24 protein-coding genes are annotated in these 22,281 nt (G+C 74.6%); 19 read left to right on the top strand and 5 right to left on the bottom strand.

The annotated features are described in order from the left end of the window. Positions 1 to 156: 156 nt before the first annotated feature. From GA0070558_RS16125 to GA0070558_RS16115, 3 genes are all read right to left on the bottom strand, one after another. On the bottom strand, positions 157 to 1,506 hold the full coding sequence (locus tag GA0070558_RS16125) for an FAD-dependent oxidoreductase (RefSeq protein WP_091280559.1): 1,350 nt from the start codon (positions 1,504 to 1,506) through the stop codon (positions 157 to 159). Between the two features lie 17 nt (positions 1,507 to 1,523). After that, a complete protein-coding gene (locus GA0070558_RS16120) occupies positions 1,524 to 1,874 on the bottom strand; it encodes a TcmI family type II polyketide cyclase (protein WP_077940048.1) in 351 nt (116 codons plus the stop codon). 94 nt (positions 1,875 to 1,968) lie between these two features. Continuing rightward, positions 1,969 to 2,778: an AfsR/SARP family transcriptional regulator gene (locus tag GA0070558_RS16115; RefSeq protein ID WP_091280556.1), complete on the bottom strand. Its 810-nt coding sequence runs from the start codon at positions 2,776 to 2,778 to the stop codon at positions 1,969 to 1,971. 423 nt (positions 2,779 to 3,201) lie between these two features. On the opposite strand from GA0070558_RS16115, the gene GA0070558_RS16110 reads away from it, so the two are divergent. The 7 genes from GA0070558_RS16110 to GA0070558_RS16080 all read left to right on the top strand — a co-directional run bounded on the left by GA0070558_RS16110 (position 3,202) and on the right by GA0070558_RS16080 (position 9,530). Further along, positions 3,202 to 3,534 carry a TcmI family type II polyketide cyclase gene (locus tag GA0070558_RS16110; protein ID WP_077940050.1) on the top strand — a complete coding sequence of 111 codons (333 nt, stop codon included), beginning with the start codon at positions 3,202 to 3,204 and terminating at the stop codon, positions 3,532 to 3,534. Positions 3,535 to 3,655: 121 nt separating this feature from the next. Next, positions 3,656 to 4,384, top strand: a complete 729-nt coding sequence (locus GA0070558_RS16105; RefSeq protein ID WP_077940051.1) for an SRPBCC family protein — start codon at positions 3,656 to 3,658, stop codon at positions 4,382 to 4,384. Then, positions 4,377 to 4,808, top strand: a complete 432-nt coding sequence (locus GA0070558_RS16100) for a cupin domain-containing protein (RefSeq protein WP_077940052.1) — start codon at positions 4,377 to 4,379, stop codon at positions 4,806 to 4,808. The genes GA0070558_RS16105 and GA0070558_RS16100 overlap by 8 nt, the downstream gene beginning before the upstream one ends. Continuing rightward, the gene (locus GA0070558_RS16095; RefSeq protein WP_256091972.1) at positions 4,805 to 6,133 is read left to right on the top strand and encodes a beta-ketoacyl-[acyl-carrier-protein] synthase family protein; all 1,329 of its coding nucleotides are present in this window, start codon (positions 4,805 to 4,807) and stop codon (positions 6,131 to 6,133) included. Before GA0070558_RS16100 ends, GA0070558_RS16095 begins: the two co-directional genes overlap by 4 nt. Then, positions 6,130 to 7,419 carry a beta-ketoacyl synthase N-terminal-like domain-containing protein gene (locus GA0070558_RS16090; RefSeq protein ID WP_091280552.1) on the top strand — a complete coding sequence of 430 codons (1,290 nt, stop codon included), beginning with the start codon at positions 6,130 to 6,132 and terminating at the stop codon, positions 7,417 to 7,419. The genes GA0070558_RS16095 and GA0070558_RS16090 overlap by 4 nt, the downstream gene beginning before the upstream one ends. After that, positions 7,416 to 7,733 carry an antibiotic biosynthesis monooxygenase family protein gene (locus tag GA0070558_RS16085; protein WP_077940055.1) on the top strand — a complete coding sequence of 106 codons (318 nt, stop codon included), beginning with the start codon at positions 7,416 to 7,418 and terminating at the stop codon, positions 7,731 to 7,733. Before GA0070558_RS16090 ends, GA0070558_RS16085 begins: the two co-directional genes overlap by 4 nt. Before the next feature lie 402 nt (positions 7,734 to 8,135). Continuing rightward, positions 8,136 to 9,530, top strand: coding sequence for a class I adenylate-forming enzyme family protein (locus GA0070558_RS16080; protein ID WP_091280548.1), 1,395 nt, complete (start codon positions 8,136 to 8,138; stop codon positions 9,528 to 9,530). A 50-nt stretch (positions 9,531 to 9,580) separates the two neighbouring features. On the opposite strand, the gene GA0070558_RS16075 is transcribed toward GA0070558_RS16080, so the two are convergent. Further along, complete coding sequence (locus GA0070558_RS16075) at positions 9,581 to 10,246, bottom strand: 4'-phosphopantetheinyl transferase family protein (protein ID WP_091280545.1); 666 nt, start codon at positions 10,244 to 10,246, stop codon at positions 9,581 to 9,583. A 15-nt stretch (positions 10,247 to 10,261) separates the two neighbouring features. Here GA0070558_RS16075 and GA0070558_RS16070 point away from each other — a divergent pair, with 15 nt between their 5' ends. Genes GA0070558_RS16070 through GA0070558_RS16015 form a run of 12 tightly spaced genes read left to right on the top strand, consistent with a single transcriptional unit; the run spans position 10,262 to position 21,517 of the window. After that, positions 10,262 to 10,528 carry an acyl carrier protein gene (locus GA0070558_RS16070; RefSeq protein ID WP_043968887.1) on the top strand — a complete coding sequence of 89 codons (267 nt, stop codon included), beginning with the start codon at positions 10,262 to 10,264 and terminating at the stop codon, positions 10,526 to 10,528. Then, on the top strand, positions 10,528 to 10,773 hold the full coding sequence (locus GA0070558_RS16065) for a hypothetical protein (RefSeq protein ID WP_091280541.1): 246 nt from the start codon (positions 10,528 to 10,530) through the stop codon (positions 10,771 to 10,773). Before GA0070558_RS16070 ends, GA0070558_RS16065 begins: the two co-directional genes overlap by 1 nt. Continuing rightward, positions 10,766 to 11,860, top strand: a complete 1,095-nt coding sequence (locus GA0070558_RS16060) for a beta-ketoacyl-[acyl-carrier-protein] synthase family protein (RefSeq protein WP_091280538.1) — start codon at positions 10,766 to 10,768, stop codon at positions 11,858 to 11,860. Before GA0070558_RS16065 ends, GA0070558_RS16060 begins: the two co-directional genes overlap by 8 nt. A 38-nt stretch (positions 11,861 to 11,898) precedes the next feature. Beyond that, the gene (locus GA0070558_RS16055) at positions 11,899 to 12,441 is read left to right on the top strand and encodes a beta-ketoacyl synthase chain length factor (protein WP_077940065.1); all 543 of its coding nucleotides are present in this window, start codon (positions 11,899 to 11,901) and stop codon (positions 12,439 to 12,441) included. Beyond that, positions 12,438 to 14,054: a class I adenylate-forming enzyme family protein gene (locus GA0070558_RS16050; protein WP_077940058.1), complete on the top strand. Its 1,617-nt coding sequence runs from the start codon at positions 12,438 to 12,440 to the stop codon at positions 14,052 to 14,054. The genes GA0070558_RS16055 and GA0070558_RS16050 overlap by 4 nt, the downstream gene beginning before the upstream one ends. Continuing rightward, positions 14,051 to 15,319 (top strand): beta-ketoacyl-[acyl-carrier-protein] synthase family protein, encoded by a 1,269-nt coding sequence (locus tag GA0070558_RS16045; RefSeq protein WP_091280536.1) that lies wholly within the window; start codon positions 14,051 to 14,053, stop codon positions 15,317 to 15,319. The genes GA0070558_RS16050 and GA0070558_RS16045 overlap by 4 nt, the downstream gene beginning before the upstream one ends. Before the next feature lie 59 nt (positions 15,320 to 15,378). Continuing rightward, complete coding sequence (gene hppD / locus GA0070558_RS16040; protein WP_091280533.1) at positions 15,379 to 16,494, top strand: 4-hydroxyphenylpyruvate dioxygenase; 1,116 nt, start codon at positions 15,379 to 15,381, stop codon at positions 16,492 to 16,494. Continuing rightward, positions 16,491 to 17,420, top strand: coding sequence for a phytanoyl-CoA dioxygenase family protein (locus GA0070558_RS16035; RefSeq protein WP_043968893.1), 930 nt, complete (start codon positions 16,491 to 16,493; stop codon positions 17,418 to 17,420). The genes hppD and GA0070558_RS16035 overlap by 4 nt, the downstream gene beginning before the upstream one ends. Before the next feature lie 2 nt (positions 17,421 to 17,422). Continuing rightward, positions 17,423 to 18,220 (top strand): DUF3050 domain-containing protein, encoded by a 798-nt coding sequence (locus tag GA0070558_RS16030; RefSeq protein ID WP_074477223.1) that lies wholly within the window; start codon positions 17,423 to 17,425, stop codon positions 18,218 to 18,220. After that, entirely contained in the window at positions 18,217 to 19,188 is a 972-nt protein-coding gene (locus GA0070558_RS16025) for a thiamine pyrophosphate-dependent dehydrogenase E1 component subunit alpha (protein WP_091280530.1), read from the top strand. The genes GA0070558_RS16030 and GA0070558_RS16025 overlap by 4 nt, the downstream gene beginning before the upstream one ends. Next, the gene (locus tag GA0070558_RS16020; protein WP_077940062.1) at positions 19,188 to 20,159 is read left to right on the top strand and encodes an alpha-ketoacid dehydrogenase subunit beta; all 972 of its coding nucleotides are present in this window, start codon (positions 19,188 to 19,190) and stop codon (positions 20,157 to 20,159) included. Before GA0070558_RS16025 ends, GA0070558_RS16020 begins: the two co-directional genes overlap by 1 nt. After that, positions 20,159 to 21,517: an ATP-grasp domain-containing protein gene (locus GA0070558_RS16015; RefSeq protein ID WP_176734229.1), complete on the top strand. Its 1,359-nt coding sequence runs from the start codon at positions 20,159 to 20,161 to the stop codon at positions 21,515 to 21,517. Before GA0070558_RS16020 ends, GA0070558_RS16015 begins: the two co-directional genes overlap by 1 nt. 45 nt (positions 21,518 to 21,562) lie before the next feature. Here the strand turns inward: GA0070558_RS16015 and GA0070558_RS16010 are convergent, their stop codons facing one another. After that, positions 21,563 to 22,246 carry an SGNH/GDSL hydrolase family protein gene (locus GA0070558_RS16010; RefSeq protein ID WP_091280796.1) on the bottom strand — a complete coding sequence of 228 codons (684 nt, stop codon included), beginning with the start codon at positions 22,244 to 22,246 and terminating at the stop codon, positions 21,563 to 21,565. Between the last annotated feature and the right edge of the window lie 35 nt (positions 22,247 to 22,281).

The raw sequence follows: 22,281 nt of genomic DNA, 5'->3' as shown, positions 1-22,281 counted from the left end.
CTCTTTGAGAAGCATCGGTGAAAAGTCGCGAGAAAAATCCGTCGCAGCTTCGCACACGCGCCGTGTCGGCGACAGGGAGGTCCGGTGGCTTCCGGTGCTGGTGGGGCACTTCGAACCCGGGGTGGCGCCGGGGCTACCGAGAGTGAGACGACGTCCTCAGTCCTCCTCGCCGCGATAGGTGTAGAAGTCGTCGATGAACGTGCGCCGCAGCCGGGGCACCCGACTGGTGATGCCGAAGTAGCCGCGCGCCCCGAGCAGCGCGAGCCGCCCGATCACCGGACGGTAGATCCGGTCGTCGCCGCTGGTGCCGCTGCGGTGCAGCGAGTCGTGCACGCGGGCGAACCCGTACGGCAGCATGGCGGCCTCGTAGTCGGCGACGGCCTGCACCAGGGTCTTCTCCCCGGCGGAGGCCAGCCTGACCTGCCGGCAGAGCAGGGCGGCGTCGCGCAGGGCGGTGTTCGCGCCGACCCCGCGCCCCGGGGTCATGGTGTGGATGGCGTCGCCGAGCAGGGTGACGGTGCTGCTCTTCCAGGCCGGTACGGGCTCGGAGGTGGACACCCTGATGGGCAGGGCGCTGCCGGGGTCGCTGCGGGCCAGCAGTTCCCGCAGGTGGGGGTGCCAGTTGCGGGTGAGTTCCTGGGCGATCCGGACGAGGTCCTCGCCGCGTCGGCTCATGACGTCGGCGGGGAACCGGCGGGCCGTGCTCCAGATGATGAAGTTGATGTTGTCGCGGGTGGTGTCGTGGCGCAGGCCGGGCCAGCGGCGCAACAGGTCGGCGTCGGCGGCGGCGACGCCGGGCTTGACGTCGCCGTTGCGGTCCCACTTGAACTCCATCACGTGCAGCACGCCCATCGTCCCGCCCGCGCCGAAGACCAGCGAGATGCCCTGCGCGACGCGTTCGGGCAGCAGCGAGCGGGTGTGTTCGGTCAGCGGGATCCGGGTGGCGATGTTGATGGTGCCGGCGTCGCGGATCACCGCGTGCGGCAGGTACTGGCGGCGGACGGCGGAGTGCGTGCCGTCGGCGGCGACCAGCAGGTCGCCGGTCGCCGTGGTGCCGTCGGCGAAGTGCGCGGTGACCGTGCCGTCGTCGCGCTGGTCGTAGTGGGTGAACGTCTTGCCGAACTCGACGGTGTCCTCCAGGCCGGTGAGCAGGACCTGGCGCAGGGTCATCCGGGCGACCGAGCGTTCGGTGCCGACGTCGTCGGTGTCCGGGCGCAGCGGGAACGAGGCGGTCTGCCGCAGTCGCTCGGTGACGACGTTGAAGTAGCGGGGGCCGCGGGCGCAGGTGACGGCGAAGATGTCGAACAGCTCCGGCGGGAGGCACTCCCGCAGCGCCCTGCTGCCGGTGGGTCCGATGCCGACCCGGTAACCGAGCAGCCCGTCGGCGCGGGTGGTGTGCCGTTCGTGGACGGAGACGCCGATCCCGGCCCGGCGCAGCCCGTGGGCCAGGCAGAGGCCGCCGGTGCCGGCCCCGATGATCACTACGTGCGGTGGGTTGGCCACCATGGTCGCGGCCCTCCCGCTCAGCCGGCCGTGCCGGCGGCACCGACCGACGAGGTGGCGTCCCAGCTGTAGAAGCAGCCGGCGATCGCGTCGCGCGGCGAGCGCCAGGTCGGCAGGTACGGCGAGGTGTGCGCGGAGAGCCGCTCGTTGACCTGGAGGTAGAGCGGGTGGTTGCGGGCCGCGGCGAGGGCGTCGGCGTCGACGTCGGCGGTCTCCATCAGGTGTACGCACAGGTCGTGCAGGCAGTACAGGGAGCGGTGCCGGACCCCGGTGAGGCCCGGCAACTCCGTCGCGTCGGACTCGGCGAAGATCTGCGCCACGCGTCCCTCCGCGCCGGGGATGATCCTGCTGACGATCAGTAGACGACTCATGGGTCCCTCCCGCCGGCGGTGCTCCTGGATCAAGGTCGGGCGACCGTGGCACCGCTTCTGCGACCACCATGCCGACCGATCTGTCACGTTGCCGTCACCGTGGGTGTGTTTGCGGTGACGCGCCCGGCCTGCGCGGCTCGGGGGGCGTCGGGCGGCTGGCCTGCCGGATGGGCGCGAGCGTGTCGTGCAGCAGGGCGGTCATCGCCGGGGACGGCTCCAGGCGCAGTTCCCGCAGGAGCAGGTCGCGGTAGGCGTAGAAGGCGTGCACGGCCTCGAAGACGTTGCCCTCGGCGAGGTGGACCCGCACCACCAGCCGGTGCGGGGTCTCGCGTAGTGGTTCCGCCGCCATGGCCTCCAGCGCAGCCTCCAGGGCCTCGCCGTGCCGTCCCGCCGCGAGGTGGTTGCGGGCCACCTGTTCGAGCATGTGCAGCCGCAGTTGGCGCAGGCGTTCCCGTTCCAGCAGCACCCAGTCGTCGTACCAGCCGGGGAGCAGGTCGTGCCGGCCGGCGGTGAGGGCGGTGCCGGTGCTGCCCGGGTCGTCGCCGTCGCGGACGCGGGCGGCGGTGCTGGTCAGGTCGTCGACGTCGAGCCGTACGCGGGGGTCGAGGCGGGTGGTGTCGCCGGTGGTGACCAGGGGGCAGCACGGGTCCTGGCGCAGCCGCCACAGCGCGGTGCGCAGCGAGGACAGTGCCCGTTCCTCCGGCGCCTCGGGCCAGAGCAGGCCGGCGAGGTGGCTGCGGGTGGCGCCGGGGCGCAGCCCGATGAGCGCGAGGACCCGCTGCAGGCCGCGCGGCACGACGACGGGGGTCTCGTCGTGCAGCAGACGGAAGCCGCCGAGCAGGTGCAGCGAGACGTCCGGGGCGGGGCCGTCGCCCGCGGTCGACGTGGGCGGATCAGCGGTCACGGCGGCACCCCCTGCACCGGACCTCGTCCGGACTCCTCGTGCGTCCCGGCGCGCTCGCCCGGGGGCGCCACTGTCTCCGGTGGCGCCACGCGGCGCGGCTCGGGCGTCGCGACCGCCGGGCTGGCCCGCTTGAAGATTAAACAACAGTGATTACGGTGAGTCAACATGGGGTCAGGCGTGGCTGCTGCCATCGTGGACGGCGAAGTGCCCGCCAACTGCGAATATTTGTCGCCATCGGGGTCGTCTTCTCAGGCGAAGCATGGATTGTCCACAGGATTCATCAACGCAGCGTCACCGTTGGTCGTGTCGGTGGGTGGGCCGGCATTGACGCCTCGGTGACGGCGGTGCGCGCACCGTGGCGGCAGTCGTCCCGCGTGACGGCGAGTTCACGCCGCGCCGCCGCGCGCCCGAGGGAGGCAGTCCATGGATCGTTCGCTGATCGTCGCCAAGGTGGCACCCGACGCCGAGGAGCGGGTCGCTGAGATCTTCGCCGAGTCCGACGCGACGGAGTTGCCGCGCCTGGCCGGGGTCCGGCACCGGTCGCTGTACCGGCTGGGCGACCTCTACGTCCACCTGCTGGAGACCGAGCGGCCGGGGGAGACGGCGGTGGAGGGGATCCGGGAGCACCCCGAGTTCGCCCGGGTCAGCGCGCGGCTGCAGCCGTACGTCTCGCCGTACCTGCCGACCTGGCGCTCGCCCCGGGACGCCATGGCGCGCTGCTTCTACCGCTGGGACCACGGCGGGCTGCGGCCGTGACCCCCACCGTCGGCGGGCGGGTGCGGCCGCGCTGCGCCGGATGCGCCGCACCGGACGACGGGGGGAGTCCCGTTCGCGTCGCCGCCGCCGGTCCGTCCGGCCCCGACCAGAGGAGAAACTGATGACCGTCACCCACGGCCGCCCGCTCACCGCCGAGATCACCGAGATCCTGGTGGCGAACTGCGGCATGGACGCCGAGGCTGCGGCCCGGGAGCCCGAAGCGTCCCTGGAGGACCTCGGCATGGACTCCCTCGCCCTGCTCGAACTGTCCGCGGTGGTCGCCGACCGGTACCGGGTGCGCCTGCCCGAGGACGCCGCGCGGCTGAGCATCGCCGAGGTCGCCGACCTCGTGACCCGGGCGACCGACCCGCCCGGGCACACCGAGAACAGCATCGTCGTCGACGCGCCGCTGCGGCTGGTCTGGGAGCTGACCAACGACGTGGCGAACTGGCCGAACCTGTTCACCGAGTACGCCTCCGCGCAGATCCTCGAACGCGACGGCCGCACCGTGCGGTTCCGCCTCACCATGCACCCCGACGAGAACGGCGCGGTGTGGAGCTGGGTGAGCGAACGCACCACCGACTGGGAGAACCGCGAGGTGCGGGCGCACCGGGTGGAGACCGGCCCGTTCGAGTACATGCGCATCCACTGGCGCTACGACACCGAGCCGGAGGGCACTCGGATGACCTGGGTGCAGGACTTCGCGATGCACCCGAGCGCCCCGCTGGACAACGCCGGGATGACCGAGCGGATCAACACCAACAGCCGCGTCCAGCTCGCGGTCATCAAGGAACGGATCGAGCGGGCGGCGCGGGCCGGCTCCGCCACCACGGGAGGCGACGATGAGTGAGACCACCGCCCAGCGTACGACGGACGACCCGGCGTACCGGACGGTCGCCGCCCGCGACGTGCCGGCCGACCGGCGGCGCGGCGGCGAGCTGCGGGTGCTGCTCGGGCCGAAGACGGTCGGCAGCACCTCCGGGTTCATGGGGGTCGCCGCCCTCGCCCCCGGCGAGCGCATCGCCGAGCACTACCACCCGTACAGCGAGGAGTTCCTGTACGTGGCGCGGGGGGCGATCACCGTGGACCTGGACGACCGGCCGGTGCCGCTGGCCGCCGGGGAGGCGCTGCTCGTGCCGGTCAACGTGCGGCACCGGCTGCGCAACACCGGCGAGGAGCCGGCCGAGGTGGTGTTCCACCTGGGCCCCCTCGCGCCCCGGCCGGAGCTGGGTCACGTCGACACCGAACCGGCGGAACAGCGGGGCGCGTCGTGACCGCGCGCCGCACGGTGGTGACCGGCATCGGGGTGGTCGCCCCGGGCGGCGTGACCCGGGACCGGTTCTGGAAGACGATCACGGAGGGGCGCACGGCGACGCGGCGGATCACGTTCTTCGACCCGTCGCCGTTCCGTTCCCGCATCGCCGCCGAGTGCGACTTCGATCCGGTCGCCGCCGGGCTCACCGAGGCCGAGCGGCGCCGCGCCGACCGGTACGTGCAGTTCGCCCTCGCCTGCTCGATCGAGGCGGTCGCCGACAGCGGCCTGGAGTTGACCGACGCGCAGCGCGACCGCGCCGGGGTGGTGCTGGGCACCGCCGTCGGCGGCACCATGGCCCTGGAGCAGGAGTACGTGACCGTCAGCGACTCCGGCAGCCGCTGGCTGGTCGACCACGACCGGGGCGGGCCGTACCTGTACCAGGCGCTCGTGCCCAGCAGCCTCGCCGCCGACGTGGCCTGCCGGCACGGGCTGCACGGCCCGGCGCAGGTGGTCTCCACCGGCTGCACCTCCGGCATCGACGCCATCGGGTACGCCCACCAGCTCATCGCCGACGGCGAGGCCGACATCGTCCTCGCGGGGGCGGCGGACTCGCCGATCTCCCCGGTCACCGTCGCCTCGTTCGACGCGATCAAGGCGACCAGCCCCGACAACGACGACCCGGCGCACGCGTCGCGCCCGTTCGACGCCGACCGGCACGGTTTCGTCCTCGCCGAGGGCGCGGCGGTGCTGGTGCTGGAGGAGTACGGGCACGCCCGCCGCCGGGGGGCGCACGTCTACTGCGAGGTCGCCGGGTACGCCAGCCGCAGCAACGGCTACCACATGACGGGGCTGCGCCCGGACGGGCTGGAGATGGGGCTGGCCATCTCGGCGACCCTGAAGCAGGCGCGGCTCATCCCGCGGCAGGTCTCCTACATCAGCGCGCACGGCTCCGGCACCCGGCAGAACGACCGGCACGAGACGGCGGCGTTCAAGCGGGCCCTCGGCGAGGCGGCCCATCGGGTGCCGATCAGCTCCATCAAGTCCATGGTGGGGCACTCCCTCGGCGCGATCGGGTCCATCGAGATGGCCGCCTGCGCCCTCGCCATCGAGTACGGCGTGGTGCCGCCGACGGCCAACTGGGCCACCCGTGACCCGGAGTGCGACCTGGACTACGTGCCGAACGTGGCCCGGGAGGTGCCGGTGGACGTGGCGCTGTCGGTGGGCAGCGGCTTCGGCGGCTTCCAGTCGGCGATGGTGTTCCGCCGGCTGGGTGGGACGACGCAGGGCGGGGCGACGCAGGGCGGCACCGCGCACGGCGGGGCGGCGTCGGGCGGGGCGGCGTGACCACCCGGGCGGTGGTCACCGGGATCGGGGTGGTCGCCCCGAGCGGCATCGGCGCCGAGGCGCACTGGTCCACGGTGGTGTCGCGGACCCGGCGCACCGGCCCGATCACCCTGTTCGACCCGGCGTCCTACCCCACCCGCGTCGCCGGTCAGGTGCCCGACTTCGAGGCGCTGACCTGGGCGGACAACCGCCGGCTGGTGCAGACCGACCGGTGGACGCACCTGGGGTTCGCGGCCACCCGGCTGGCGCTGGCCGACGCCGGGCTGCCCGAGCACGCCCCCGAGCCCTACGGGTACGCCGTGACCCTGGCCAGCTCGTCGGGCGGGAACCTGTTCGGGCAGCGGGAGCTGCAACGGCTGTGGGGCGGGCCGTCGCGCACCGTCGGGGCGTACCAGTCGATCGCCTGGTTCTACGCCGCCAGCGTCGGGCAGCTCTCCATCCACCACCAGTTCAAGGGCCCCTGCGGGGTGCTGGTCAGCGAGTCCGCCGGCGGGCTGGACAGTCTCGCGCACGCGGTGCGTACCGTGCGGCGGGGCACCCCCGTGGTGATCGCCGGGGCCACCGAGTGCCCGCTGAGCCCGTACGCGCTGGCCTGCCAGCTGCGGTCCGGGCTGCTCAGCGTCGCCGACGACCCCGCCCGGGCGTACCAGCCGTTCGACGCCGACGCCGCGGGGTACGTGCCGGCGGAGGGCGGCGCGGTGTTCGTGGTGGAGGAGCTGTCGCACGCCCTGGCCCGGGGGGCCCGCATCTACGGGGAGGTCACCGGCTGGGGGGCCACCCACGACGCCGTGCACACCGGCCCCGGCCGGGCCGGGGACCCCGTCCAATACGCGCGGGCGATGCGGCTGGCCCTGGACCGGGCCGGCGTCACCCCCGACGACGTGGACGTGGTGCTGCCCGACGCGCTGGGCACGCCGGGCCACGACCGGGCCGAGGCCGACGCGCTGCGCGCGGTGTTCGGGGCCCGTCCCGTGCCGGTGACCACGGCCAAGCCGCTGACCGGCCGGGCGCACCAGGGCGGGTCGGCGCTGGACGTGGCCACGGCGCTGCTGGCCTTCGCCCACGACACGCTGCCCGCCTCCGCCGGCCCGGACCGGCCGGCCGACGGCTGCGAGCTGGACTTCCTGCGGGAGCCCCGCCGGCCCGCGTCCCGGGTGGCGCTGGTGGCCGCCCGGGGGTTCGACGGTTTCAACAGCGCGCTGGTGCTGCGGGGCGCGGCGGCCCGCCCGGCACCGGCACCCCGCCGGGCGGCCGAGCCCGGCCCGACCCAAGGAGTGGCACGATGATCGAACAGCGGGCGCGGGTGGTCTTCCTGGTCCGGGTGCCGCAGCAGCGCACCGGGGACTTCCTGCGCGCCTACGAGGCCATCCGGCACCTGGTCGCCGAGGGGGTGCCGGGGCACCTGGTGGACCAGGTGTGCCGCTCGTCGGCCGACCCGGAGCAGTGGCTGATCACCAGCGAGTGGGTGAACCTGGCCGCGTTCGAGGCGTGGGAGCGCAGCCCGGAGCACCGGGACCTGGTCAAGCCGATGCGGGAGTGCTTCACCGACGCCCGGTCGCTGCGGTTCGTCGTCCACGCGCAGACGCCGGCCCTGGCCTGATCTCGCGGGCGGGGCGCCCCGTCGCCATAAGATCGTGTATCTTCGATGGGTGGCTGCCGGTCGGCAGCCACCCATCGGCGTCAGGCCGACGTGGGGAGCCGTCAGGCTCCACGCGGGCAGGCGGTCGGGCCGAATCTGGGCAGGCTGCCGCCCGGGTGTGCCGGCTCTGCGGCGGGCAGGCTCCCGCCCCGTGGCGGCGACGTCGCCCACGGCCTCGCGGCCCCCGATCCTGCCCGGCGAACCGGCTGACCGGCAATCGGGCCGCACGACCTTTTTGATCTAGCCATTTGCATCTAGTAATGGTCTCGGCGGCTGTCGTAGTGTTCCGTCAGCACCCCGGAGGACGCACCACATTGGGCAGTTATGCCCAATTTCGATGCTGGGCGGTAGACCACAGTGACCATGGATCGTTCGGCAGCAGAATCTACAGTAGACCACCCTACCTGGGTTGACGACCTCTTGCTGGCCGGTCCGTCGGCCGAAGTTTGTCTGCGGCTGCCCGACCCGGTGGACCGGGGCACGCTGCGCCGGCTCGTCGCCGAGGCGCAGGCCCGGCTCACCGGCGCCGGGCTGCGTCCCGGGGGCGCCGCCGCGCTGCGCCTGCCGCCGTCGCTGGCGTACGTGGTGAACCTCCTCGCCACCTGGCGCACCGGGGCCCAGGCGATCCTGCTCGACCACCGGCTCACCGACCACGAGGTGCAGGGCGCGCTCGCGCGGCTCACCCCGCAGGTCGTCGTCGCCCCGGTGCGCAGCGGCGGCGCCGCGCTGAAGATCTTCGTCGACGTCACCGAGGGCGTCACCGCCTACTCGGACCGGCCCGCCGGCAGCACGCACGCGGTGATCCAGCTCAGCTCCGGCTCCACCGGACCGTCCAAGGTGATCGGTCGCAGCGCCGCGTCCCTCGTCGCCGAGGTGCGCCGCTACACGCGCATCGACGGCGTGGCCCTGCCCGGCGAGCGGATCATCCTGCTGCCGTCCATGGTGCACGTGCTCGGTCTCGTCGGCGGGCTGCTCTACGGCCTGCACGCCCACGTGACGCTGGTGCCGCCGGACCGGCTCAGCGGCGACGCGGTGCTGGCCGCCATCGCCGCCGACGACACCCCCGCCACCGTGCTCGGCGTGCCGTTCCACATCGGACTGCTCGCCTCCACCCGGCCGACCGGCCCGCTGCCGCAGTTCAAGCGGATGACCACCGGCGGCGAGCTGGTCCCGCCGGCCGTCGTCAATGCGTTCGTCGACCGCTTCGGCGTGCCGCTGGGCAACATGTACGGGATGACCGAGGTCGGCGTCATCGGCACCGACCTGCACGGCTGGCACCGGCCCTCGATCGCCCCCGCCCCCGGGATCACCGTCCGCGAGTCGGCCACCGGCGAGCTGTGGGTGAGCTGCCCGGACTCGCCGTACGTCGGGCTGTCCGACCCGGACCGCTGGGCCGACGGCTGGCTGCACACCCGCGACGCCGGCACCGTCGACCCCGGCACCGGCCTGGTCACCGTGCGCGGCCGGCTCGACTCGCAGGTCTCCGTCGGCGGGCTGAAGGTCGACCTCACCGAGGTCGAGGCCACCCTCGCCGGGCTGCCCGGCGTCGCCGCCGCCGTGGTCGTGCACGACGGCGACATCACCGCGTACGTGCAGCCGGACGGGCCGCTGTCGGAGGACGTGCTGGAGAAGCTGCTCGCCGAGCGGCTCGCCGCCTACAAGCGGCCCCGCGTCCTGCACCTGCTCGACCGGCTGCCCCGCACCACCACCGGCAAGCTGGTCCGGTCGACCGAGGCGCTGCGGGCGGCCACGCCGTGACCGGCCCGCTCCGGCGGCCCGGTGCGGTGCCCGCCGACCTGACTGATCGATCAGCCGATCACCAGCTCGACGCCGTCCGCCGGCCCGTCGACCGCCAGGGCCAGCACCAGGTCACCGGCCAGCACCAGGTCACCGGCCGGGACCGGCCCGTCGCCGGCCCGGCCGTCGCCTGCGGGCAGCCGGGGGTGGCCGACCCGCAGCCCACCGGCCCCCGGGACGGGGCGCAGCAGCTCACCCGGCCCGCCGGGGACCGGCATCGGCCGGCGCAGGCCGCCGTCGCGCAGGCCGCGCCCGAGCGCCTTGCCGACCGCCTCCTTGGCCGTCCACAGCAGCAGGAACGCCTCGACGCGCTGCCCGGGCGGGCGTCCGCGCAGCCAGGCCGCCTCCTGCGGGGCGTACCAGCGGCGGGCCAGCGCCAGCGCGGGCAGCTCCCGGCGGCGCTCGACGTCGACGCCGACCCCGCCGCCGCGGCGGGCCGCCACCACCACGACCCCGCCGGTGTGGCTGACGCTCACCGGCAGCTCCACCGCGTCACCGGCGTCGACGAGCGGCCGCCCGGCCGCGTCGCGTCGCACCCGGATCTCCGCCTCCGCCCGGCCGAGCAGCGTGCCACCCGCGCGCCGCAGCAGCCGCCGGGCCGCCGCCGGCCGATCGCCGTCGGTACGGCCGAGGAACACGTACACGGTGTCCCGACCGGGCACCGCTGACTGGCTCACGGAAAGAGGTTAACCATGCGCGACGAGGTCCGTGCCTTCGTCATCTCCCAGCTCGACGACATGAACTACGACGTCGACGGCATCGACGACGACACCACCCTCGGCCCGGCCGGCGTCGACCTGGAGTCGCTGGCCCTGGCGGACCTGGCCGTCCGCGTCGAGGACCGCTACGGCCTGAAGTTCGCCGACGACGAGTCGGAGAAGCTGGCGCTGATGACGGTCGGCGAGTTCACCACGATGGTCGCCGACCGGGTCGCCGCGACGGCCGACGGCAACTCCTGATGGCCGGTCAGCCCGACCTGGGGCGAGCTGACCTGCTGACCATGCTCGCCGAGATGACCGCGAAGCCCGTCGGCCAGGTGTCCGACCGGGTGGGCTCGATGGAGCTCGCCTGGCTGGTCCACCTCGTCGAACAGCGCTACGACCGCCGGCTCGACCTCACCGACGACCAGCTCGCCGGCATCCGGACGGTCGACGACGCCCTGGCGGTGTTCCACACCTGCCTGACCGCCCCCGCAGATGGCTGAGCGGGCCCCCGTACGGATCACCGGTGTCCACGCGCTCAGCGCCCTCGGCAGGGGCGCCGACGCCCAGCTCGCCGGGGTGCTCGCCGGCACCCCCGCGTTCCGGCCCGTCGGCCGCTTCGACACCAGCGCCCGGCGGGTCGGCGTGGCGGCCACCCTGGCGGACGCCGGCCCGCTGGCCGACGAACTGACCGAGGCGGTGCACGCCGCGTGCGCCGCCGCCGGGCTCGACACCGCCGGCCGGGCCGGCGCGCCGCTGCTGCTCGCCGCCCACGGCGGGACGGGCGTGCCGGCGCTGGCCGGGGAGCTGGCCCGCCGGTGCGGGCTGGCCGGCGCGTCCCGGGTCTACACCAGCGCCTGCGTGTCGGCGTCCACCGCGGTCGCCGACGCCGCCGCGCTGATCGGCCGCGGCGACGTCGACCGGATCGTCGTCGCCGCCGGGTACCTGGTCGAACCCGACCAGTACGCGCTCTTCGACGCCGGCCGGGCCCTCGCCACCGACGGCGCGGTCCGCCCGTTCAGCGCCGGGCGGCGTGGGCTGCTGCTTGGCGACGGCGTGGCCGCCGTGGTGCTGGAGTCCGCCACCGCGGCGGCCCGGCGGGACGCGCCGACGCTGGCCTCGGTGCTCGGCTGGGGCCGGGCCGGCGACGCCTACCACCCCTGCCAGCCCGACCCGCAGGGGCGCGGCCTGGCCCGCGCGCTCGGCGCGGCCCTGCGCCGCGCCGGCCTGCGCCCCGAGGACATCGGGTACGTCAACGCCAACGCCACCGGCACCGGCTACAGCGACGCCGCCGAGGCGGCGGCGCTGCGGCTGGCCTGGGGCGAGCACGCGCACCGGGTGCCGGTCAGCTCGACCAAGGCGCTGCACGGGCACGCGTTGGAGGCGTCCGGGCTGCTGGAGCTGGTGGTGACCGTGCTGGCCGTACGGCACGGGAAGCTGCCGGTCAACGCCGGCTGGCTCGGCCCCGACGAGGCGTGCCCGCTCGACGTCATCCGCGACGCGCCCCGCCCGGCCGCCACCGGTTACGCGGTGAGCCTCAACGCCGCGTTCGGCGGCGCCAACACCGCCCTGCTGGTCGGTGCGGCGTGACCGGCACCGGGGAGCTGCCGACGGCGACGGACGGCCGGCTGCGGGTGCTCGCGCAGGCGCGCTGGCCGGAGCCGGGCGACGCCGCCCCGCCGACCCTGCCCGGGTTCGTGCACTCGCGGTTCAGCCCGGTCGTCGCGGCCGTCGCCGACCGGTGCCTCACCCGACGCCACGGCGAGCGACCGGCCCCGGAACCGGCCGGCGGGCGGACCGCGGTGGTGCTGGTCAGCGCCGCCGGGGACCGGGCCAGCGCCGACCACGTGCACGCCACGGTCGCCGCCGGGGGGCGACCGGGCCCGCTGTTCTTCTTCCAGTCGGTGCCCAACAGCGTGGCCGGGCACGTCGCCGCGCGCTGGGGGCTGGGCGGGCCGGTGGTCTGCCTCGCCCCGACCGGGGACCCGCTGGCCGAGGGAACGGCCGAGGCGGAACTGCTGCTGAGCGACGGCGACGCCGACGAGGCACTACTGATCCTGATCGAACAGGCACCCGACGACGCCGGTGCGGGCGTCGAGGCCGCAGTGCCGGGCGACCCGCCCGGGACCGCCGCCGTCGCGGTGCTGCTGGGGGGAGGAGTCACACCATGAGGACCAAGGGACTGCGCGGCCTGCTGGCCGCCGACACCGAGCTGGGCGCCGGCAACGTGCTGGCCCGGGTGCTGGCGCACGGCGCCGACCCGGACGGCCCCGGCCTGACCTTCGACACGGAGGTCGACGGGCACCCCGCCGAGCGCCCGCTGACGCTCGGCCAGCTCGACGAGCGGGTCGCCGCCCGCGCCGCCTGGCTGCGCGCCCGGGGCGTCAAGCCCCGCGACCCCGTCGCCGTCTGGGCCACCGCCGCCGCCGACATGGTGCTCAGCTTCCTGGCGCTGACCCGCCTCGGCGCGATCCCCGCGCTGATGAACGGCAGGCTGCGCCCGGAGATCGCCGCCGAGTACATCCGCCGGCTGCGCGGCGCGGGCGTGCTCGCCGACGCCGCGCACACCGAGCTGCTGGCCGGGCACGACCTCGGCGCGCCGCTGCTCGGCACGCCCGCCGACGCCGGCACGGGCGACCCGGCCGCCGCCGGGGCCCACTACCGGCACCACCCCGACGACCCGATCGTCATCACCCACACCTCCGGCACCACCGGCGTGCCCAAGGCGGTCCTGCACTCGCACGCGAGCCTGTTCGCCGCCACCCGGCACCTGCTGTCCATGCCGCAGGCGCAGGGCACCCGCCGCATCCTCAACGCGCTGCCCGCCCCGCACACCGCGACCGTGCTCATGGTCAACCAGGCGCTGGGCAACCGGGCCGAGATGTTCCTGCTGTCCGACCAGGGCGGCGAGCGGGTCCTCGACGCGATCCAGCGCTGGCGGCCCGACGGCGTGTTCGGGTTCTCCGTCACCTGGGCGGAGCTGGCCCGCTTCGACCTGTCCGCGTACGACCTGGACTCGGTGCGGCTGTGGTTCAACACCGGCGACTGCTCGCACGAGCCGCACGTGCGCCGGCTCGTCGCGGTCGGCTCGCGGGACACCGTGACCCGCCAGGGCGTGGTGCGGGTGCCCGGGTCCGTGTTCATCGACGGGCTGGGCTCCAGCGAGATGGGCCACTCGATGTTCCACATCACCCACACCGCCGACACCGACCGGTACGGCCGCTGCGTGGGCCGCCCGTACCAGTTCACGAAGGTCGCCGTGCTCGACGCCGACGGCAACGAGCTGCCCCCGGGGCAGGTCGGCTTCCTCGGCATCGACTCGCCGTCGCTGTTCCGCGGCTACTGGAACGACTCGGTCACCACCTACCGGTTCCGGCTGCGCGGCTGGTACCTCACCGGCGACCTGGTCTACGCCGACGCCGACGGGCGCTACTACCACCTGGACCGGGCCGTCGACTCCGTCGAGGTCGGCGACGGCCGGCGGTTCTTCACCGCCCTGTCCGAGGAGCGGGTCCTCGCCGCCTGTCCCGACGTCACCGACTGCACGGTGGTGATCGTCAAGGAGGACGACCGCGTCGTCACCGACGTGCTGCTGGAGCTGGCGGCCGGGGCCGACCCGGGCGTCGACCGCACCGAGGCGGTGCGCGCCGCGCTCGGCGCGGACGTCGGGGCGACCCTGCGCCGGGTGGTGCCGGTGCGTTCCGAGGACATCCCGGTCACCGTCACCGGCAAGGTCCGCAAGGTGGTGCTGCGCGAGCGCTACCTGACCGAGTCGTCGTCGTGACCGCCCTCATCACCGGGATGGGCCTGCTGACCCCGGCCGGGCGGGGGGCGGGGGAGACCCTCGACGCCCTGCTCGCCGGCCGGTCCGGGCTGGTCCGCCCGCCGCAGGACCACCCGGCCCACGGGTCGCTGGAGGCCGCCGGGCTGCTGCCGGACATCGACCCGCGTACGGTCGCGTCCGGCCCGGAGACCCGGGTGCTGGACCGGATCGTCGTGCTCGCCCTGCTCGCCGCCGCCGATGCGCTCGCCGACGCCGGCATCGAGGTGGGCCGCGACGTCGACCCCGCCCGGATCGGCGTGATCGTCGGCGGCGTCGGCGGGATGGCCACCCTGGAGCGGCAGGTGCTGGCACGGGCCGAGCGGGGCCGGGCGGCGGTCAGCCCGTACCTGCTCACCGGGATCCTGCCGAACATGCCGGCGGCGCGGATCGCCATCGCCCACGGCATCCGCGGCTACAGCTCGTCGGTCGGCACGGCGTGCGCCTCCGGCGCGCAGGCCGTCGCCGACGCGGTCCGGCTGATCCGCGCCGGGGAGGCCGACGTGGTGGTCTGCGGGGCCAGCGAGGCCCCCCTGTTCCCCACCTTCGCCGACACCTTCGGCAACGCCCGGGCCCTCGCCCGGGGCTGGGCCGACCCGGCCGAGGCGAGCCGGCCGTTCGACGCCCGCCGCAACGGCTTCGTCCTCGCCGAGGGCGCGGCGCTGCTGGTGCTGGAACGCGCCGAGCACGCCGCCGCCCGGGGCGTGGCCGGCTACGCCGAGGTCGCCGGGTACGGGGCGAACACCGACGCCCACCACCCCACCGCGCCCCGGCCCGACGGGGCGGGAGCGGCCGAGTGCATGCGCCAGGCCCTGGCCGGCGGCGCGGTGACGGCCGGCGACGTCGGCTACGTCAACGCCCACGGCACCGGCACCAAGCTCGGCGACATCGCCGAGATCACCGCCCTGACCGACGTGTTCGGCGAGGGCCGGGTGCCGGTCAGCTCCACCAAGGCGCTCACCGGGCACCTGCTCGGCGCGTCCGGGGTGCTGGAGGCCGCCGCCACCGCGCTGGCGCTGGGCCGGGGGCTGCTGCCACCGACCTGGAACCTCGACGACCCGGACCCGGCCTGCCCGGCGGACCACATCCGCAAAGAGGCCAGGCGGGCCGACGTGGAACACGCGCTGACCAACTCGTTCGGCTTCGGGGGGCAGAACGTGAGCCTGCTGCTGCGGCGCACCGCCGGTGCGGGTGCGCGCGCCGCCGCGCCGGGAGGTGATCTCGCGTAACACCCCGGGCGGGGGAGCCCGGACGGCAGTCACGGGGGGACATGGGGAAGGGCTGGTAAATGGACATCCGTTCTATAGATCACATCGAACTCTTCGTGGGGGACGCCCGGCAGGCCGCCTTCTACTTCGGCACCGCCGTCGGGTTCCGCCTGGCCGGGCAGGGCGGCCCCGAGACCGGGCTGGCGGGGCAGCGGTCGCTGCTGCTGCGCCAGGCCGACATCCGGATGGTGCTCACCTCCGGGCTGACCGCCGGGCACCGGGCGTCGACGTACGTGCAGCGGCACGGCGACGGCATCGCCGTGGTGGCGCTGGAGGTCGACGACGCCGCCGGGGCGTACGCGGAGCTGGTGGGCCGGGGGGCGACGCCGGTGACGCCGCCGGCCACCTTCACCGGCGCGGACGCCGAGGTCGTCACCGCCGAGGTGGCCGGCTTCGGCGACGTGCTGCACCGGCTGGTGGAGCGCCGGGGCGACCGGGGCGAGTTCCTGCCCGGCGCGTTCGAGACCACCGAGCCCACCGGGCTGGCCGGCGACGACGGCCTGCTCGCCGAGATCGACCACCTGGCGATCTGCGTGCCGCCGGGGCAGCTCGACGCGACCGTCGCCCACTACGAGCGGGTCTTCGGCTTCGCGCAGATCTTCACCGAGCACGTCGAGGTCGCCGGGCAGGCGATGAACTCCACCGTGGTGCAGAGCCCGTCCGGGCGGGTCACCCTGGTGCTGCTGGAGCCGGACCGCAGCCACCGGCCGGGGCAGATCGACGCGTTCCTCACCGAGCACGCCGGGGCCGGCGTGCAGCACCTGGGGCTGCGCACCGACGACATCGTCACCGCCGTCGGCGCGCTGCGTTCCCGGGGCGTCCGGTTCGCCGGCACCCCCGGGGCCTACTACGACGACCTGGAACGGCGGGTCGGCCCGGTCGACGCGTCGCTGGACCGGCTGCGCGAGCTGAGCATCCTGGTCGACCGCGACCACGGCGGCCAGCTGTTGCAGATCTTCACCGAGTCGATGCACGTGCGGCGCACCCTCTTCCTCGAACTCATCGAGCGACGCGGGGCGCTGACCTTCGGCAGCGGCAACATCAAGGCCCTCTACGAGGCCAAGGAACGGGAGCTGGCCGCGGCGGGGGCGACCCCCGCCGTCGCGGCCGGCACGGCACAAGGGGTTGGGGCATGACCACCACACAGATCCACCCGGCGCTGACCGCGCAGGAGGAGGCGCTGCTGCCGTCCGACGAGGACGTGCGGCACTACGCCGAGCACGGCTGGTACCTGTCGAAGAAGCTGTTCACCGACGAGGAGGTGGACGCCCTCGTGGCGGCCACCGACCGCTACTACGACGGCGAGCGGGACCGCACCCTGCCGGTGCGCCCGCCGAAGCTCGCCTACTGGGACCCGTCGAAGGGCCCGGTGCAGCGGCACAACGACTACGTCCACTACGAGCACGACGGGATCGCCGCGATCCTGCGCAAGCCGCTGCTCGGGGCGGTCGCCGCCCGGCTCGCGCGGGCCGCCGAGATCCGGGTGTTCCAGTCCACGCTGATCTACAAGCCGCCGATCGACGGCGAGCCGTCGAACATCGTGCCCTGGCACTTCGACAAGCACTACTGGTCGTCCTCGTCGTCGGAGGACATGCTCACCGCGTTCATCCCGTTCCACGACTGTGGCGAGGAGATGGGCACGATCACCATGGTCGACGGGTCGCACCGGTGGAAGGAGATCGGCGCCGACGACACCGTCGTGCGGCACTTCGCCGAGCGCGACCGCGACCAGCTCGAGGAGATGCTGGCCCGCAACGCCGCGCACAACGGCGCCCAGATCCGCAAGATCCCCATGGTGATCCCCAAGGGACACGTGAGTTTCCACCACTGCCGCACCTACCACGGCAGCGGCGCGAACGTCAGCGGTCGCCCGCGCCGGGCGATCTCGCTGCACCTGCAGGACGGCGCGAACGCCTACCGGGAGTTCCCGCTCTCCGACGGCACCCTCGCCGCGTACAACCACGACGTGCTGGTCCGCCGCACCCACGACGGGCGGCCGGACTACGCGGACCCCGACTTCTGCCCGGTCATCTGGCGCGACCGCGCCCAGCAGGGAGGCTGACAATGTCACGGTACGACTGGGGTAAGACGCACCCGGGCATCGAGCGGTTGGAGCAGGCGGTGACCGACCGCCGCGACGTGGTGGTCAAGCACCCCCTCTACGCCAACCTGGACACCCACGAGGCGCTGGTGACCTTCATGGAGCACCACGTCTTCGCGGTCTGGGACTTCATGTCCCTGCTGAAGTCGCTGCAGCGGCAGCTCACCTGCGTGGACGTGCCGTGGATCCCCACCGGCCCGACCGGCAGCCGGCGGCTGATCAACGACATTGTGATGGTCGAGGAGAGCGACGAGCTCGGCGAGGGCTACATCAGCCACTTCGAGCTGTACGTGCGGGGCATGGCCGAGGCGGGGGCCGACACCGGCGCCGTGGACGCGCTGGTCGACCTGCTGCGCGCCGGCACGCCGGTGACCGAGGCGCTGGTGAAGGCCGGCGTGCCCGGCCCGTCGGCGGCGTTCGCCGCCACCACCTGGAAGATCATCGAGTCGACGCCGGTGCACTGCCAGGCGGCGGCGTTCGCGTTCGGCCGCGAGGACCTGATCCCCGACATGTTCACCCAGGTCGTCGCCGTCAACGAGCGCAGCCAGAAGCTGCACACGTTCGTCGACTACCTGGAGCGGCACATCGAGGTCGACGGGGAGCAGCACACCCCGATGGCCATGCAGATGCTCGCCGACCTGTGCGGCGACGACGACACCAAGTGGCAGGAGTGCGCCGACACGGTCAACCTGGCGCTCACCGCCCGCGCGCAGCTCTGGGACGACATCCTCGCCGCGATCAAGGAGGGTCGCCCGGCGTGACCCGCGACGATCCCGTCCGGCTGTACCGCACGGTGCGGCTGATCCGCCGGTTCGAGGAGCGGGCCGTCGACCTGGTCCGCGCCGGGGCGATCGTCGGCGGCATCCACCCGTACCTCGGTCAGGAGGGGATCGCCGCCGGGGTCTGCGCGGCGCTGCGCGACGACGACCTGGTCACCGGCACCCACCGCGGGCACGGCCACGTGCTCGCCAAGGGGGCCGACCCGGCCCGCATGCTCGCCGAGCTGCTGGGCCGCGAGACCGGGCTCAACCGGGGCCGCGGCGGCTCCATGCACGCCGCCGACCTCGCCGTCGGGGTGCTCGGCGCGAACGCCATCGTCGGTGCCGCCGGCGCGATCCTCACCGGAGCGGTGTGGGCGCGTCGGCGGCGCGGCGACGACCTCGTCGGGGCCACCTTCTTCGGCGACGGCGCGGTCAACGAGGGCATGCTGCTGGAGGCGTTCAACCTGGCCGCGCTGTGGCGGGTGCCGGTGCTGTTCGTCTGCGAGAACAACGGCTACGCCACCACCATGCCCGTCGAGGGCGCGGTGGCCGGCACGATCCCCGGCCGCGCCGAGGCGTTCGGCATGCCGGCGGCCGTCGTCGACGGCCAGGACCCCGAGGCGGTACGCGACGCCACGGCCGCCGCCGTCGCCCGGATGCGCGCCGGGGGCGGGCCGGAGCTGATCGAGGCCCGCACCTACCGGTTCGACGCCCACCACACCTTCGAGCACGCGGTACGCCTCGACTACCGCGCGCCGCAGGAGGTGGCCGCCGGCCGGTCCCGCGACCCGGTCGAGATCCAGGGCGCCCGGCTGTCCGGGGTGGACCGGGCCGCCGTCGACGCCGACGTCGAGGCGACCCTCGACGCGGCCCTGGAGTTCGCCCTGGCCAGCCCCGAGCCCGACCCGGCCGGCGCGCTGGCGCACCTGTACGCCAGCGGGCTGGTCGCCCGGACGGGAGGTGGCTGATGCCACGGCTGTCGTACCGCAAGGCCCTCACCCGGGCCCTGGCCGACGAGATGGCCCGCGACGAGTCGGTGTTCCTGCTCGGCGAGGACATCCGGGTGGCCGCCTCGAACGTCACCGCCGGGCTGCTGAAGCGGTTCGGGCCGGACCGGGTGGTGGACACCCCGCTGTCGGAGCAGGCGTTCACCAGCTTCGCCACCGGCGCGGCCCTGGCCGGGTTGCGCCCGGTGGTGGAGTTCCAGATCCCGTCCCTGCTGTTCCTGGTCTTCGAGCAGATCGTCAACCACGCGCACAAGTTCCCGCTGATGACGGGCGGGCAGGCCGAGGTCCCGGTCACCTACCTGGTGCCGGGCTCCGGCTCGCGCACGGGGTGGGCGGGGCAGCACTCCGACCATCCGTACAGCCTGTTCGCCCACGTCGGGGTGACCACCGTGGTCCCGGCCACCCCGGCCGACGCGTACGGGCTGCTGGTCTCGGCGATCCGGCACGTCGACCCGGTGGTGGTGTTCGCGCCGGCCGGGGCGATGGACGTGCGCGCCGACGTGGACTTCGCCGCCCTGGCCCCGGTGCCGATCGGGCGGGGGCGGGTGCACCGGGCCGGCGACGACGTGACGGTGGTCGCCGTCGGGCACCTGGTGCACGACGCGCTCGCCGTGGCCGAGGAGCTGGCCGACCAGGTGTCGGTGGAGGTCTTCGACCCGCGCACGCTCTACCCGTTCGACTGGGACGGGCTGACCGCGTCCGTGGCCCGCACCGGGCGGCTGGTCGTGGTGGACGACTCCAACCGGTCCTGCGGGATCGCCGGGGAGATCATCGCGACCGTGGTGGAACGGGTGCGGCTGCTCGCGCCGCCCCGGCGGGTCACCCGCCCCGACGGCGCGGTGCTGCCGTTCGCCCCGGCGCTGGACCGGGCCGTGCAGCCCGGCCGCGAGCAGCTCACCGCCGCCATCCAACTCACCATGAAGGACGAGTGATGATCGACCCGAACTACCCGTGGCCGCCGCTGGACCAGGCGTGGAACGACCTGCCGGAGTCGACCCGCGCGGCGATGGTGGCCGCCGGGGCGGGCGCGTGGAAGGAGATCTTCTACGGCTGCGCGACGTACAACCAGACGTGGCGGCTGGCCCGGCCCCCGGTGATGCCGGCGGACGCGTTCCGCGAGCTGAACGAGGTGTGCGACCGGCTCGCCCAGCTCATCCTGGAGTCGTGCCAGCGGCGGGCCCGCACCGCCGGGGAGCTGACCCGGCTGCTCGGGGTGCCGGCGGAGGAGACGAAGCTGCTCGACACCGACGAGGTCCTGTCGGAGGCGCTGCTGGCCGCGTACCGGCCGGACGTGCTGATCTCCGGCGGGGTGCCGAAGTTCGTCGAGTACAACATCGACAGCAGCCTCGGCGGCGGCTTCGACGCCGACACGGTCGTCTACCGGTACGCGAAGCTCTACGCCGAGCGGGGCATCCTCGACGGGCTGGCGGTGCGGCCCGCCCCGTCCCTGCTGGACCAGCGGTTCGTGGCGATCCGTGACGAGCTGGGGCTGGCCGACGGGGCCCGGGTGGCGCTGCTGCTGGACTTCGACGCCGACTACCCGGGCCTGGAGACGCCGGACGACTTCATCCGGATCCTGTCCCCGCTGGCCGACCGGGCCCGCCACTTCGGCATCGACCTGGTCATCGCCCAGCTCAAGCTGGCGACCCTGGACGAGGACAAGCGGCTCGTCGTCGACGGCGCCCCGGTGGACGCGCTGTTCCGGCTCTTCGTGCCCAACCGGGTGCACGCCAGTGCGGGCCTGGACGCGGTCGCCGGTGCCCTCGCCGCCGGCACCCTGCCGATGTTCGTCAGCTCCGCCGCCTGGCTGCTCGGCAACAAGATCAACTTCGCCTGGCTGTGGGAGGACCTCGACACCCTGCCCGAGGCCGACCAGGCGCTCGTGCGCCGGTACGTCCCCCGCACCACCGCCCTCACCGCCGCCGAGCTGCCCCGGGCGCTGGCCGATCAGCACGACCTGGTCGCCAAGCCCGCCGACGGCTCCGCCGGCATCGGCGTGCTGCTGGGCCGCGAGACCGACCCGCAGCAGTGGGAGGAGGGGCTGCGCGCCGCCCTCGACGAGGGCGGCTACATCCTCCAGGAGTACATGCCGGCCGACCGGGTGGCGATGGACTTCGTGCGGATGGAGACGGGGGAGACGGTCACCGCCGACGTCCCGTACAGCCTCGCGCCCTACCTGTTCGGCCGCACCGGCTCGGGCGGCCTGGCCCGGGTGGGCTTCCCCGGCTGCGACAGCGTGCTCAACCTCGCGCGCGGGGTCCTGCTCACCGGCATCCTGCTCACCGACTGACCGCCTCCCCGGCGGCGGCCTCCCCGAGAGTCGCCGCCGGGCCGGTCACCGGCGCGCGGCCAGGTGCGCACCGAGGCGACGGACCGTCTCGGCGGCGGCGATGGCGTCGCTGCGGGCGCTGCCGTGCCGCCCGTCGCCGCTGTACAGCGTCGGGTCGGCCACCGCCGGGTGGTCGGTCAGGTGCACGTGCAGGGTGCCGAGCCGCTCGCCCAGGGCCCGGGTGTGCGTCGCCAGCCGGCGCATCCGCTCGCCCAGGCTCTCCCGCAGCCGCGCCGGCACCGCCGGGCTGTGCGACACGTCGAACATGCCCACCGTCACCACGTCCGCCCCCGCCTCCTGCAACCCGGCGACCATGGCGGCCAGCTCCGCGTCGACGGCGTCCGCGTCGTAGGCGGAGCGGAACGCGTCGTTGCCGCCGCACACCACCAGCGCCAGGTCCGGGCGGAACTCCACCGCCGGGGCGAGCTGGGTGGCGCGGACCTCGTGCGCCCGCAGCCCCCGCAACCCCAGATTGAGGTACGCCAGCCCGGGGCGGGCCGCGTCCAGCTCGGCGGCGATCCGGTCGGCCCACTGCACGTCCGGGTACCCGTCGACGGGCTCGCACAACCCCTCGGCGACGCTGTCGCCGAGCACCACGAACCGCCGCCACGGGTGCCCGGCGAGCAGCCGCGCGCTCTCGCCCGCGCGCAGGCAGTACGGGTCGGTGGCTTCGGTGCGGCTCGACGGCATGATCGGCACGCTAACCGACCCGCCCGCCGCGTCGA

Source organism: Micromonospora haikouensis (assembly GCF_900091595.1).
Taxonomy (GTDB): domain Bacteria; phylum Actinomycetota; class Actinomycetes; order Mycobacteriales; family Micromonosporaceae; genus Micromonospora; species Micromonospora haikouensis.
Note: the sequence above shows the minus strand (reverse complement) of the source record. Positions and strands in the feature narration are given on the sequence as shown.

Bases quoted from the DNA above. Each gene is read 5' to 3' on its own strand.
- GA0070558_RS16120 (WP_077940048.1), bottom strand. From the start codon at position 1,874: ATGAGTCGTCTACTGATCGTCAGCAGGATCATCCCCGGCGCGGAGGGA.
- GA0070558_RS16110 (WP_077940050.1), top strand. From the start codon at position 3,202: ATGGATCGTTCGCTGATCGTCGCCAAGGTGGCACCCGACGCCGAGGAG.
- GA0070558_RS16060 (WP_091280538.1), top strand. From the start codon at position 10,766: ATGGCTGAGCGGGCCCCCGTACGGATCACCGGTGTCCACGCGCTCAGC.
- GA0070558_RS16065 (WP_091280541.1), top strand. From the start codon at position 10,528: ATGGCCGGTCAGCCCGACCTGGGGCGAGCTGACCTGCTGACCATGCTC.
- hppD (WP_091280533.1), top strand. From the start codon at position 15,379: ATGGACATCCGTTCTATAGATCACATCGAACTCTTCGTGGGGGACGCC.
- GA0070558_RS16015 (WP_176734229.1), top strand. From the start codon at position 20,159: ATGATCGACCCGAACTACCCGTGGCCGCCGCTGGACCAGGCGTGGAAC.
- GA0070558_RS16080 (WP_091280548.1), top strand. From the start codon at position 8,136: ATGGATCGTTCGGCAGCAGAATCTACAGTAGACCACCCTACCTGGGTT.
- GA0070558_RS16050 (WP_077940058.1), top strand. From the start codon at position 12,438: ATGAGGACCAAGGGACTGCGCGGCCTGCTGGCCGCCGACACCGAGCTG.
- GA0070558_RS16125 (WP_091280559.1), bottom strand. From the start codon at position 1,506: ATGGTGGCCAACCCACCGCACGTAGTGATCATCGGGGCCGGCACCGGC.
- GA0070558_RS16085 (WP_077940055.1), top strand. From the start codon at position 7,416: ATGATCGAACAGCGGGCGCGGGTGGTCTTCCTGGTCCGGGTGCCGCAG.
- GA0070558_RS16100 (WP_077940052.1), top strand. From the start codon at position 4,377: ATGAGTGAGACCACCGCCCAGCGTACGACGGACGACCCGGCGTACCGG.
- GA0070558_RS16030 (WP_074477223.1), top strand. From the start codon at position 17,423: ATGTCACGGTACGACTGGGGTAAGACGCACCCGGGCATCGAGCGGTTG.
- GA0070558_RS16035 (WP_043968893.1), top strand. From the start codon at position 16,491: ATGACCACCACACAGATCCACCCGGCGCTGACCGCGCAGGAGGAGGCG.
- GA0070558_RS16105 (WP_077940051.1), top strand. From the start codon at position 3,656: ATGACCGTCACCCACGGCCGCCCGCTCACCGCCGAGATCACCGAGATC.
- GA0070558_RS16020 (WP_077940062.1), top strand. From the start codon at position 19,188: ATGCCACGGCTGTCGTACCGCAAGGCCCTCACCCGGGCCCTGGCCGAC.
- GA0070558_RS16010 (WP_091280796.1), bottom strand. From the start codon at position 22,246: ATGCCGTCGAGCCGCACCGAAGCCACCGACCCGTACTGCCTGCGCGCG.
- GA0070558_RS16070 (WP_043968887.1), top strand. From the start codon at position 10,262: ATGCGCGACGAGGTCCGTGCCTTCGTCATCTCCCAGCTCGACGACATG.